Below are 12,424 nucleotides of genomic sequence, written 5' to 3' on the forward strand. Positions count from 1 at the left end.
TTTTTTCGCGGGTACTGCGTTAAATTCACTTGCAATAGACTAGCTATTGACGCGTGAATTTGCCTTGTCCACACAAAAAAATTCTCGTTAGAAACTATGTGGAATTATAAGGTTAAATAATTCAATTAGTTAGAATACACCTTAACCCGAGTTGAGGTTAATTAAGGTAAATCAAATACTAAAGCAATAGTCGCCTGTTGGCCGTTATTATTAAGCGTTAACTCTGATTGATCAGATATTTTAGCGCCATCACCCGGATTCATGGTTTGCTGGTTAACTTGAAGTTGCCCTGCAATTAAGTGAATATAAATTTTTCGAGTGAGTGCTACAGGCAAAATTAACTCAGTCTTGGGCGCTAAATAAAGCTGGCTGACGCTGGCATCTTGCTTAATTTTTAGCGTACCGTTATCACCGTTTGGGGTTATCACCTGAGTAAGCCCTTGCGCCTGAGCAAATGCTTTTTGCTGATAACTCGGTTTGCCACCTTTTGTTGCTGGCTCAATCCAAATTTGTAAAAATTTTAATGCTTCAGTAGTAGACGCATTATATTCACTATGAGTTATTCCGCTACCAGCCGACATTAACTGAAATTCACCTTTGGGCAAACTTTGAATATTACCCATACTATCTTTATGTTCAATTGTCCCCTGAGTTACATAGCTGATAATTTCCATATCTCTGTGACCGTGGGTGCTAAAACCAGCACCCGGCGCAACTGTATCATCATTAATTACTCTTAAGGCTGAATAACCCATTTGATTAGGATCATAATATGAGCCAAAAGAAAAAGTATGTCGGCTATTCAGCCAGCCAAAATCGGCTTGGCCACGATCTTCTGCTGCTCTAATATTTATCATATTATCACCTTCCATTTTTTATTAATGAGTTCATTATGAGCGGGTTAACTTGTTAACTATCACATTATCCGCTGATAATTTGCCTGCACCAGAAATCAATAAAGCAACAGAGGCCGCTAATAAAGCCAAACCAAATTCATAACCGTTATTTGCCATAAATAAACCATTTTCAAAATGCACTGTAAAAATAGCGACTAACATAGTGAATGCTGTCACTAATGCCGCTGGACGAGTTAATAAACCTAATAAAATAAATACACCACCAAAAAACTCACCGCTACCAGCTAATAAAGCCATTAAATAACCCGGCTCTAAACCAATTGAAGCCATCCATTGTCCGGTGCCTTGTAAACCATAGCCACCAAACGCACCAAATAATTTTTGTGCACCGTGGGCAATAAAAATGATCCCAATAGGAATACGTAAAGCTAATGGGGCTAAACCGGCATTTGAGGTGAATAAACGGATTAAAGTTTGTTTGTTCATAACTAAGCTCACTATATTTTTTAGTTAAAAAATTTAAAAATAAATAACTTGGCTAAAAACTAAGTTATTCAGCGTTAAGTTAACTATAGTTGGCTTTTTGAAAATAAAAAATCGGAACTTTTTGGATTAATAGTTCAATTTTTTTGAATTAAATGAGATTGGATTTAAAAGACGGAATGAAAAACTATTAAAAGCCAGCATTTAATAAAATATGCTGGCTAAGTTGGTTATTTCTTATTTACCGATACAAAAGCTAGAAAATATTCTACCTAACAAATCATCGCTGCTGAATTCACCGGTAATTTCATTTAAGTGATTTTGGGCAAGGCGTAATTCTTCGGCAACCAATTCGCCTGCTTGCATTTCTTCAAGTTGATAAAGTGCATTATTTAATTGTTCTAATGCTCGGTTTATTGCGTCTATGTGGCGGCGGCGGGCTAAAAACTGGCCTTCGGTTGAGGCTTGGTAGCCCATTATTTTTTTCAGGTGTTCGGTTAACAGATTAATACCTTGACTGGTTTTAGCCGACAGCCGAATAATTGGGTAAGGGCTGGCATCTTCAAAACCTAATGTTTCACCACTTTGATCAACTTTATTACGAACTACAGTTACGCCAACCGCTTTAGGACCTAAACGCTCAAAAAATTCTGGCCAGTCTTGTTCTACTGCGTGTTTGCTTTCTGTGCTGTCGACCATTAATAAAATTCGGTCTGCTTTTTCAATTTCACCCCAAGCGCGTTCAATCCCAATTTGCTCAACTTCATCCGGGCTTTCACGTAGGCCAGCGGTATCAATAATATGCAGCGGCATGCCGTCTATATGGATATGCTCGGTTAATACATCGCGTGTCGTACCGGCTATATTGGTGACAATTGCGGTTTCTTTTCCGGCAAGTGCATTTAATAAACTGGATTTGCCAGCATTTGGTTTACCGGCGATGACAACTCGCATGCCGTCTTTTAATAATGCGCCTTGCTGAGCTTTATTTAATACAGTGTGGGTATTTTCCAAAATTTGTTTTAGGTCGGCTGATATTTTTCCGTCCGATAAAAAATCAACTTCTTCTTCAGGAAAATCAATTGCAGCTTCAACATAAATTCTTAAATGGATAATTTCTTCGGTTAATGAATGCACTTGTTTTGAAAACTCACCTTGCAGAGTTTGCAATGCACAGCGTGCTGCTTGTTCAGAAGATGATTCAATTAAATCGGCAATGGCTTCGGCTTGGGCTAAATCGAGCTTATCATTTAAAAAGGCGCGTTCAGAGAACTCTCCCGGATTCGCCATGCGTACATCTTTAACTTTTAATACTTGTTGGAGTAATAAATCCAGAATAATGGGGCCACCGTGGCCTTGTAATTCAAGTACATCTTCGCCGGTAAAAGAGTTCGGGTTTTGAAAAAATAGGGCAATACCTTGATCAATCACATTATTGTCTGAATCATAAAATTTAAGGTATTCAGCGACTCGGGGTTTTAGTTGTTTTTTTAATATGGTTTGAGCAACCGTTTGTGCAGCTTTACCCGAAATACGAATGATACCAACACCACCACGGCCTGGCGGTGTTGCTATTGCGGCAATTGAATCTTGAATCATCATCATAAAAAAACTTATCTAACCTGAAATTAAACAAATTATACCGTTTTAAGCTTGGCTTGGCATAGGGGTAAAACAAAAGCCTATTCGCTTAGAGGATGTGAACTTGTACTCATTTTTATTTGATGGTTCTTATTTATATTTTTATAACATTATAAGTTTATGAAATATAATGATTTTATATTTTTTATTTGCAGATAAATTTTACTTGTGTTTTAGTTAAATTAAGCCTAAATTTTTTGCAGTTAAGTCTAAATTTGACTTTATTTTTGTAAGGAAAAACATGCACGCTAATTTGATTGTGGTAGATGATTTGGCTGAGTTATCTGGTTTTGAACTGGATGGTTATTTAATTAGTTTTGAACAGTATTTGGCTGATCACCCTAAAAAAGGGGTTAGTAAAGCGCGGTTAATTAATTTATGTAACTCTACTCAGTATTTAAGTAAAGGTTATTATTGCTCTTTATTGGCAGAAGCGCGTGGGCACAAGGTGTTGCCGTCTGTTAATACGATGAACGATTTGCGTAACGAGCAATTATATAAACTGAAAATTAGTGGTGCATTATTACCTAAAATCTCTAAAGACAGCCAAATTTATCAGGATGAAACTTTAGAGTTTTATATCTTTTTTGGCCAAACTCAGGTAGCTGGATTTGAAAGTTTAGCCAAACAGTTATTTAGTATTTTTTCTGCACCTATTTTGCATTTAACGCTGGAAACAGGCGTGTGGTCGATTAAGTCGATTAGTTTTCGCTCATTGAGTGATTTAACTCAAACTGAAAAAGAAAAGTTTGTGGAAGCTTTATTTAAATTTAATCAAAAGCTTTGGAGCCAGCAAAAACCTAAAAAACAATATCGCTGGGACATGGCCATTTTGGTTAATCCAGAAGAAAAATTACCACCGAGTGATAAAACTGCAATTAATAAAATGCTTAAAGCGGCAAATAAAGTGGGCATAAATGCTGAGCTTATCGGACCCAATGATATTTCGCGGTTAACCGAATTTGATGCTTTGTTTATTCGTGAAACCACAGCAATAGACCATCATACTTATCGCTTTGCCCGTAAAGCTCAGTTAGAAGGTATGGTGGTGATTGATGATCCAGCCTCTATTTTACGCTGTTGTAATAAAGTATTTTTGCAGGATGCTTTTACCTACAACAAGGTACCAGCATTAAAAACCATTTCAGTTTCAAGTAGCTGTGAAAATACGGTTGCAGAAATAGAAAAAGATTTTAGCTACCCAGTCGTATTAAAAGTACCGGAAGGTGCGTTTTCATTAGGTGTATTTAAAGTAAAAGACAGAGCCGAACTGGTTGAATCTTTAAATCGATTATTAGAAAAAAGCGCCTTGGTTTTAGTACAAACTTATATGTATACCGAGTTTGATTGGCGCATTGGTGTGCTTAACAATAAACCTTTATTTGCCTGTAAATATTTTATGGCACGTAACCACTGGCAAATTTATAACCATAGTGCCAAGCGTGGTGTGTCGGGTGGTTTTGAAACTTTGCCAACATTTGAAGTACCAAAAGTGGTATTAGATGCTGCACTTAGAGCCTCTAAAGTTATAGGGAATGGTTTATACGGAGTTGATATTAAACAGCAGGGTAAACAAGCTTATGTTATTGAAATTAACGATAACCCAAGTTTGGACTCGGGTGTTGAAGATGTTTATTTAGGGGATGAACTGTATATGATTATTATGTCTGAAATGGCGCGTCGGTTAGAGTTAAGAGGGCGTTAAGTTTAATCTCTAACCGTTGTTCCTCTCTAAATGCTGGAATTTTCTTAGGTTTATTCCAGCAATCTTTTATTTTTCCACCACGAATGCTTATTTACTGATTACTAAAACTGAGCTGAGTTTTCCTTTGCCAAATACGGTCATTTTTGCAAAATCTTGTTTGGTAATTGGTAAATATTGGCAGGCGAGGTGATTTATATCATCATCTTGTGGATCTGGATCGTGCAGATAAAAGCAGTTGTCATCAACGCCAGAAATAGTCACCCAATGCGGTGCTTTTTTACCGTCAAAACGGTAGCTGCTAATTAAAATAACTAACATTTTACCTTGTTCTAAAAAGCTTTGTAGTTGTTCCTGACTGACATTATGTTGATGGATTTGCAAATGGGTTTGTTCCGCCAAAAGCCTAAACTGTTGATCAACAGTTGTCATTATTTCTCTTTTATGTGGGTTACGCACACCATCTAAAAATAAGGTTTGGCTCTGGTTTAAATACAGTTCACATTTAAAGCCTCTTTTTTCCACCGCTAGCGCGAGTCCGATTGGGTGACAGCCGCCGTGACCGGATGTCATATAAATTGTGGTGGCTTCGCGCCAAATATCCAGCTCTAACGCTTGACCCATTTCAATTGTTGGGCAAAGTGCTGACATCGCCATCATGCAAGCTGCTGGACCACAGGTAAATTCAGTTGTTTGCTGATACCAAGGCACATTTGGGGTGGTGAGTTTATTTGGCTTGTAATACAAACGCTTTTGCATTCTGAGTGCATCCTGATGATCTTCGTAATAATCTAAATACACATCAAATACTTTGTAGCCTAAGTTTTGATATAGCTTAATAGCGGTTTCGTTTTGTTTGGCAACTTCTAAGCGGATATATAGCTTGGCAAATTGGCTGGCGGCTTGCTCAATTGAGTTAATTAATTGGCCTGCTATGCCTAAACCTCTGGCTTCGGGATGAACGGCAATTGAATATAATCTGGCGAGTACACTGCCTTTGTGTAACAGCAGCAGGGCATAACCTTGCACTTGTTCTGCAACTTCTGCGACTAATAAAATGCCATTTGCTGCACTTATCCAGTGTTTTAAGCGGCGTTTAGATAACCTATCGGTTTTAAAGCAGGTTTGTTCAAGTGCATTTAATTGGGATAAATCAGACGGGCAGGCAGGGCGGATAATAACTTGATTCAAGGCAAAACATCCACAAACTAAAGTGTTATTATTTTAGCTGATTGTTGAATTATTCAACAGAAAAATTATTGATTAGGCAATAAAAAACCCGCTGAAATTAAGCGGGTTTTTTGAGAAATTAAAAACAAATAACAGGGCTATTTAGCGCCTAGACCTTGTTTTTGAATGGACTTATTAATCATTAACATTTGGATAATTGAAATAACGTTACTGACTAACCAGTATAAAACTAAGCCTGACGGGAACCATAAAAAGAAGAAGGTAAATGCAACAGGCATATACTGGAAGATCTTTTGTTGAACCGGATCTTGCACTGGCGTTGGTTGTAATTTTTGCATTATAAACATACTTACACCCATTAAAATAGGCAGTACATAATATGGGTCTTGTTGTGATAAATCGTGGATCCATAAAGCAAACTCAGCATGGCGTAACTCAACACTTTCTACAAACACCCAGTATAAAGCTAAGAAAATTGGCATTTGAATTAAGATAGGTAAACAACCACCCATAGGGTTTACTTTTTCTTTACGGTAAAGCTCCATCATAGCTTGTGAGAATTTTTGTCTATCGTCACCATAACGGCTTTTCAGCTCAGTTAATTTTGGTTGAAGCTGACGTAATTTAGCCATTGAGGTATATTGTTTTTTAGTTAAGGTGTACATACAACCTTTAACAATGATAGTGATTAAAATAATCGCCACACCCCAGTTTGCTACTAAGCCATGTAAGAATTGTAATAAGTGGAATAATGGTTGAGAAATAAACCATAACATACCGTAATCAACGGTTAATTCTAATGATTCTGCTAATTCAGCTAATTTATCTTGATCCTTAGGACCTGAATATAAAGTTGTTGATAAGCTAATGCTTTGACCCGGCGCAATCGATTTGGCTGCATCTTTATAGGTAATGAGCGCTAAACCGCCAGATAAAGATTTAGTTGAAATATCAATTTGCTCATCGGCTGCTGGAATAAAAGCAGTTACAAAATAATGTTCAATCATAGCGATCCAGCCACCTGTGCTATGCATGTTGATATTTTTATCGAAAATATCGTCAAAGCTGGCTTTTTCGTACTTTTCTTCGTTAGTTGAATAAGCCGCACCGTGATAGGTTGGCATCATCATTGAGCTTTTAGCTTGTGCTGAATGTTGTTTTAACTGAGCAAACAACTGAACATTTTTAACTGTATTTGAATTATTTTGAATATCAAAATTAATTTTTACTATGTGTTCGCCTTTGGTAAATACAAAGGTTTTAGTCACAGTTAATCCGTTAGGGCTTAAATAAGTTAACGGTACAGATAACGTATCGCCTGTCATGGTGTAGTTGGTTTGCGCTGCTTTATATAAAGGGCGACCTGAACTGCTGGCATCTGGGCCATCAGTGCCGGTTAAACCAGACTGAGCATGAAATAATTGAGCGCCAGATTCAGACAATAAGGTATAAGGTTCTTCACTGTCTTTTTCTTTGGCATAGTCTAATAATTTAAGGTCAATTACGTCGCCACCTAATAAGTTGATTTTAGTTTTCAACACATCAGTAGTAACTTCTATACTCGAATTAGCCGGACTGGTTGCTGCAACTAGCTCATTGCTAGAAACTGGCACATCACCATTATTTAAACCAGCTGTTGGGCTAACGCCAGCTGCAGTTTGCTGAATTTGTGCAGGCGTTGGTGCCGGCTTAGGGGCGTGATCAACTTGCCATTGTTCCCACAATAAGTAAGACACGAGCGCAAGACCAATCAATAAAAAACTTCTTTGCGATTCCATAAATCTTTATTTCTCTTTAGGTTTAGATTCTGGGACGGGATCAAGCCCGCCAGGCGAAAACGGGTGACATTTTATAACGCGTTTTAAAGTTAACCAACCACCAATCGCAACTCCGAAGCGATTTATTGCAATTATTGCATAATTTGAGCAGGTTGGATGGAACCGACAGCGAGGTCCTAACAGTGGACTTATCACTACTTGGTAGCTTTTAACTAAAAAAATAAGCAGTTTAGCTAAGATTTGTTGGCAACACGTTTTAATTTTTTCCACGTAAAGTCCAACTCTTGGCGTAATTGTTCATTTTCTGCCTGTGCTATACCTTGTTTAGCAATAAAAACCATATCAACTGCCGGAAGTTCATTATGAGTTAAGCGAAATTGTTCGCGCACTACACGTTTAACTTGATTACGGTCTGTTGCGTTTTTGGCTTTCTTTTTTGAAATGGTAAAACCAATACGGGCATAACCTAAATTATTGGTTGCCGTTAAGATGGTATAGTATCGACAGGAAAATTTTTTAGGGTGAGCGTTAAAAACGTTTTGAAAGTCAGCGGGAGTTAGTAATCTAAACTCCCGCTTGTATTTATAAGTATTCACTTATAATGACTTAGGCACTTAAAACTTTACGTCCTTTAGCACGACGACGAGCTAAAACTTGACGACCGTTTTTAGTAGCCATGCGTGCACGAAAACCGTGGTTACGTTTACGCTTTAAGTTACTAGGTTGAAAAGTACGTTTCATTGCAATATTCCGATTAATCTAATGTGCCGAAGCACAACGCCTTTAAAGGGGCGCGAACTATAGCAAATAATTATCTTAACAACAAGCTTAATTAAAATATCCTGATGAGATTTAATAAGAATATTTTATCAATAGTGTATAACTTTGCTAATTTGATTATATTATCCACATTATCTTGTATTGAAGCTAAGTTTGAATCCCCTTTTTGAGTTGTCGTCAAGTTAATTTTTTAAATATATTTTTTTATTATATTTCAGTTTGTTAACTTGTTTTTTTTAGGTGGTTTAAGATTCTTTATTTGTCAATATTGAAGTTGTGGATAAAATCTGGTTTGATCTGTCACCTGATAATTATAATGGAGCTGGAATCCTTGGCCGATAATCTTTGGCAAGCATGTTTAGATGCTTTGCAGCGCGAATTGCCGTCCCAACAATATAATATGTGGGTTCGCCCTTTGCAGGTTCAAACAGTTAATAATGATCTTATTTTATTAGCGCCTAATCGTTTTGTTTTGGATTGGGTAAGAGATAAATATGCAGATCGAATTAATGAACTGTTAATAGAATTTGCAGGTCAGGATCATCCAACTTTAAAAATGGAAGTTGGTTCAAAATCTGCCGCGCCTATTGCTAACCCAAAACTTGAGCTGGGCAATAAAAATACTGCGCAATCTAATGTAGTGCAACAGCCGCATAGCCATTTTAATGGTGGTGGACACGGGCTTAATTTTGCATCTGCTGGAAATGTTAGCAAAATAGGGCAAACGCCACCGCAAAGCTTAAAATCAAACCTGCGTGAAAACTATACTTTTGATAACTTTGTTGAAGGTAAATCTAACCAATTAGCTCGCGCTGCTGCCACTCAGGTAGCGGATAACCCTGGCACTGCTTTTAACCCGTTGTTTTTATACGGCAGTACAGGTTTAGGTAAAACTCACTTAATGCATGCTGTGGGTAATGAAATTAGAATGCGTAACCCTGATGCAAAAGTGGTTTATATGCATTCTGAACGTTTTGTGCAGGACATGGTAAAAGCGATTCAAACTAACTCGATTGAAGAGTGGAAGCGCCATTACCGTAGTGTGGATGCATTATTAATAGATGATATTCAATTTTTTGCTGGTAAAGAGCGCTCGCAAGAAGAGTTTTTTCATACCTTTAATGCTTTATTAGAAGGTAACCATCAGGTTATTTTAACCAGTGACAGATACCCTAAAGAAATTGAAGGGGTAGAGGAAAGGTTAAAATCTCGTTTTGGTTGGGGTTTAACCATTATTATTGAGCCTCCAGAATTAGAAACGCGGGTCGCTATTTTGATGAAAAAAGCCCAAGAATCTAATTTTGATTTACCACACGAAGTTGCGTTTTTTATTGCCAAACGCTTACGCTCAAATGTACGTGATTTAGAAGGTGCATTAAACCGAGTGATTGCCAATGCCAATTTTACCGGTAAAACAGTCACAATTGATTTTGCAAAAGATGCACTTCGCGATATGCTCGCTTTACAGGAAAAACTGGTTACAATAGATAACATTCAAAAGACAGTGGCTGAGTATTATAAAATTAAGCTTGCGGATATGTCGTCAAAAAGCAGAAGTCGCAGCGTTGCTCGTCCTCGTCAAATCGCTATGGCTTTGTCAAAAGAATTGACGAATCATAGTTTGCCAGAAATTGGCGCAGCTTTTGGTGGGCGTGATCATACAACTGTGTTACATGCGTGTCGTAAAGTTGTAGAACTTAGAGAAAAAAATCATGATATAAAAGAAGATTTCTCTAATTTGGTAAGAACACTATCGTCGTAACTAAATATTGGACAAGAATAATATGAAATTTTCAGTTAGCCGAGAAGATATACTCAAGCCACTCCAACTCGCAACAGGTACTGTTGAACGCAGGCATACATTGCCAATTTTATCTAATGTATTGTTAGATATTTCAGATGGTGTTTTATCATTAACCGGTACCGATTTAGAAGTTGAACTGATTGCATCGGTTGAATTAGTGCAAGCTTCTGACGATGGTAAAATTACGGTTCCGGCTAAAAAGCTGTTTGATATTTGTAAAGGGTTAAATGATTCTGCTTTAATTGAGTTCACTTTAGAAGACGATAAATTACGCATCCGTTCTGGCCGTAGTAAATATTCCTTATCGACCCTTCCGGCTAAAGATTTTCCTAACTTAGAAGAATGGCAAAGCGAAATCAATTTTGCGATTAAACAATCTGACTTTAAACGCATGATTGATAATACGTCTTTTTCTATGGCGAATCAGGATGTTCGTTACTATTTAAATGGTATGTCGCTTGAAACTTCGGGCAACCAAATTCGTTGTGTTACAACTGACGGACACAGACTGGCATTAACCCGAGTCGATTTAGAAGAAACCTTAGAAGAATCTCAAGTCATTATTCCTCGTAAAGGGGTGACTGAGATCAGTCGTTTGATTGAAGATTCTGACGATAATGTTTATATCTCAATTGGTAGTAACCATATTAGGTTAAGCAGCTCTGGTTTTACATTTACCAGTAAATTAGTGGATGGCCGTTTCCCTGATTATCGACGAGTATTACCAAAAGGTGGCGATAAAGAAATTGTTGCTGATAAAAGCGTTATAAAACAAGCGTTTACACGTGCGGCTATTTTGTCTAACGAAAAATTCCGTGGCGTTCGTTTAAACTTATCTAGTGGTGAGTTAACTATTACTGCAACTAACCCTGAGCAGGAAGTAGCAGAAGAAGTTGTCGAAATTAATTATCAGGGTGATGATTTAGAAATTGGCTTTAACGTTGCTTATATGATTGATGTATTAAATGTTTTAGAGTCTGACGAAGTTAAATTTACGTTAGGTGATTCAAACAGCAGTGCATTAATTGAAGACAACTTAGATGATCGATCTGTCTATGTTGTTATGCCAATGAGACTCTAATATAAGCTTTTAATGTACATCAGTAAATTAGCCATACACAGGCTTAGGTGTATTAATAAAATGGAAGTTGTGCCACATTCTAGTTGCAACATTATTGTTGGTGAAAACGGAAGCGGTAAAACTTCTATTTTAGAAGCTATTTATATGTTGGGGTTTGGCCGTACATTTAGAAAATCTAAAACGGCGGAGCTGGTTCAATTCGACCAAAATGATTTAACTATTTTTGCTGCAACTGAATCTGATTATCAAGATACTGCGACATTTGGTATTCGCAAATATAAAAATGGCAGTAGCGAAATAAAAGTCAGAGGAAAAAAAGCAAAACGGCTTAGTGAATTATCATCTGAATTTCCTATCATTAGTTTCACCTCTGATACAATTGACCTCATTGATTCTGGTCCATCGGGTAGACGAAAATTTATCGACTGGTTAGTGTTTCACGTGAAACATAGTGAAGATGTTGCTGAAATTTACCGTCAGTTTGATAAAGTGCTTGAACAAAGAAACGAAGCGCTTAAGCAAGCCGATCTTAAAATGATCCAAGCTTGGACCCCAAAGTTTGTTGAGTTGAATTTACAGATTCAATCTATGCGAAATGAAGTTATCTCGCAGTTACAAGATTATTTAAATAAATCTTATCGTCAGGTTGAATCTAGTAAAGTTAATTCGTCACCAACTATTACTTATAAATTAGGCTGGAATAGTGAATTTGATTTAGCTGAGCTTTTGGCGAAAAACCAAGGCTTTGAAATCAAAAGACGAAGTTGTAACTATGGTGTCCACAGAGATGATATAATATTCCAACTGGACGATACGCCAGTGAAAAATATTCTCTCTCGTGGAGAAACCAAGCGGTTTGTTTTAGCTTTATTACTGGCCGCTGAAGCGTTATTAGTCACTAAAAGTCAAAAACATTGTATTTGGGTTTTAGATGATATTGCTGCTGAGTTGGATTACCAATCTATCGTTAATGCGTTTTCGGTAGGTAAAAGCCAAAATAACCAAATGTTTTTTACATGCATAGAAAAAGATTTGGCGATAATTCAACAAGCTATTAATTTTGAACATGCAGTGTTTCACGTGAAACATGGGCAATTGTTAAACTAA

12 protein-coding genes are annotated in these 12,424 nt (G+C 37.1%); 4 read left to right on the forward strand and 8 right to left on the reverse strand.

What is annotated here, in order from left to right; genetic code table 11:
* Positions 1 to 161: 161 nt before the first annotated feature.
* The 3 genes from N7931_RS09175 to mnmE form a co-directional block, all read right to left on the reverse strand.
* Entirely contained in the window at positions 162 to 857 is a 696-nt protein-coding gene (locus N7931_RS09175; RefSeq protein ID WP_262793560.1) for a pirin family protein, read from the reverse strand.
* Positions 858 to 890: 33 nt separating this feature from the next.
* The gene (locus N7931_RS09180; protein WP_262793561.1) at positions 891 to 1,343 is read right to left on the reverse strand and encodes a DoxX family protein; all 453 of its coding nucleotides are present in this window, start codon (positions 1,341 to 1,343) and stop codon (positions 891 to 893) included.
* Positions 1,344 to 1,577: 234 nt separating this feature from the next.
* Positions 1,578 to 2,945 (reverse strand): tRNA uridine-5-carboxymethylaminomethyl(34) synthesis GTPase MnmE, encoded by a 1,368-nt coding sequence (mnmE, locus tag N7931_RS09185; RefSeq protein ID WP_262793563.1) that lies wholly within the window; start codon positions 2,943 to 2,945, stop codon positions 1,578 to 1,580.
* Positions 2,946 to 3,222: 277 nt separating this feature from the next.
* On the opposite strand from mnmE, the gene N7931_RS09190 reads away from it, so the two are divergent.
* Positions 3,223 to 4,686: a RimK family protein gene (locus N7931_RS09190; RefSeq protein ID WP_262793564.1), complete on the forward strand. Its 1,464-nt coding sequence runs from the start codon at positions 3,223 to 3,225 to the stop codon at positions 4,684 to 4,686.
* 87 nt (positions 4,687 to 4,773) lie between these two features.
* Here N7931_RS09190 and N7931_RS09195 read toward each other — a convergent pair whose 3' ends face one another.
* From N7931_RS09195 to rpmH, 5 genes are all read right to left on the reverse strand, one after another.
* Complete coding sequence (locus tag N7931_RS09195; RefSeq protein WP_262793566.1) at positions 4,774 to 5,874, reverse strand: GNAT family N-acetyltransferase/peptidase C39 family protein; 1,101 nt, start codon at positions 5,872 to 5,874, stop codon at positions 4,774 to 4,776.
* A gap of 137 nt (positions 5,875 to 6,011) precedes the next feature.
* Positions 6,012 to 7,652 carry a membrane protein insertase YidC gene (gene yidC, locus N7931_RS09200; RefSeq protein WP_262793567.1) on the reverse strand — a complete coding sequence of 547 codons (1,641 nt, stop codon included), beginning with the start codon at positions 7,650 to 7,652 and terminating at the stop codon, positions 6,012 to 6,014.
* Positions 7,653 to 7,658: 6 nt separating this feature from the next.
* Entirely contained in the window at positions 7,659 to 7,922 is a 264-nt protein-coding gene (gene yidD / locus N7931_RS09205) for a membrane protein insertion efficiency factor YidD (RefSeq protein ID WP_262793569.1), read from the reverse strand.
* A complete protein-coding gene (rnpA, locus tag N7931_RS09210) occupies positions 7,886 to 8,248 on the reverse strand; it encodes a ribonuclease P protein component (protein ID WP_262793570.1) in 363 nt (120 codons plus the stop codon). The genes yidD and rnpA overlap by 37 nt, the downstream gene beginning before the upstream one ends.
* Before the next feature lie 10 nt (positions 8,249 to 8,258).
* Entirely contained in the window at positions 8,259 to 8,393 is a 135-nt protein-coding gene (gene rpmH, locus N7931_RS09215; protein ID WP_262793571.1) for a 50S ribosomal protein L34, read from the reverse strand.
* 370 nt (positions 8,394 to 8,763) lie between these two features.
* Between rpmH and dnaA the strand changes: the two genes are divergently transcribed.
* The 3 genes from dnaA to recF are packed head-to-tail and all read left to right on the forward strand — an operon-like array spanning position 8,764 to position 12,424.
* Positions 8,764 to 10,194: a chromosomal replication initiator protein DnaA gene (dnaA, locus tag N7931_RS09220; protein WP_262793572.1), complete on the forward strand. Its 1,431-nt coding sequence runs from the start codon at positions 8,764 to 8,766 to the stop codon at positions 10,192 to 10,194.
* 22 nt (positions 10,195 to 10,216) lie between these two features.
* On the forward strand, positions 10,217 to 11,317 hold the full coding sequence (gene dnaN, locus N7931_RS09225; protein ID WP_262793573.1) for a DNA polymerase III subunit beta: 1,101 nt from the start codon (positions 10,217 to 10,219) through the stop codon (positions 11,315 to 11,317).
* Positions 11,318 to 11,329: 12 nt separating this feature from the next.
* Positions 11,330 to 12,424 (forward strand): DNA replication/repair protein RecF, encoded by a 1,095-nt coding sequence (gene recF, locus N7931_RS09230; protein WP_262793575.1) that lies wholly within the window; start codon positions 11,330 to 11,332, stop codon positions 12,422 to 12,424.

Source organism: Catenovulum sp. 2E275 (assembly GCF_025515275.1).
Classification (GTDB): domain Bacteria; phylum Pseudomonadota; class Gammaproteobacteria; order Enterobacterales; family Alteromonadaceae; genus Catenovulum.

Coding starts and splice junctions, on each gene's coding strand:
- dnaN (WP_262793573.1), top strand. CDS start 10,217: ATGAAATTTTCAGTTAGCCGAGAAGATATACTCAAGCCACTCCAACTC.
- yidC (WP_262793567.1), bottom strand. CDS start 7,652: ATGGAATCGCAAAGAAGTTTTTTATTGATTGGTCTTGCGCTCGTGTCT.
- recF (WP_262793575.1), top strand. CDS start 11,330: ATGTACATCAGTAAATTAGCCATACACAGGCTTAGGTGTATTAATAAA.
- N7931_RS09180 (WP_262793561.1), bottom strand. CDS start 1,343: ATGAACAAACAAACTTTAATCCGTTTATTCACCTCAAATGCCGGTTTA.
- rpmH (WP_262793571.1), bottom strand. CDS start 8,393: ATGAAACGTACTTTTCAACCTAGTAACTTAAAGCGTAAACGTAACCAC.
- mnmE (WP_262793563.1), bottom strand. CDS start 2,945: ATGATGATGATTCAAGATTCAATTGCCGCAATAGCAACACCGCCAGGC.
- N7931_RS09175 (WP_262793560.1), bottom strand. CDS start 857: ATGATAAATATTAGAGCAGCAGAAGATCGTGGCCAAGCCGATTTTGGC.
- N7931_RS09190 (WP_262793564.1), top strand. CDS start 3,223: ATGCACGCTAATTTGATTGTGGTAGATGATTTGGCTGAGTTATCTGGT.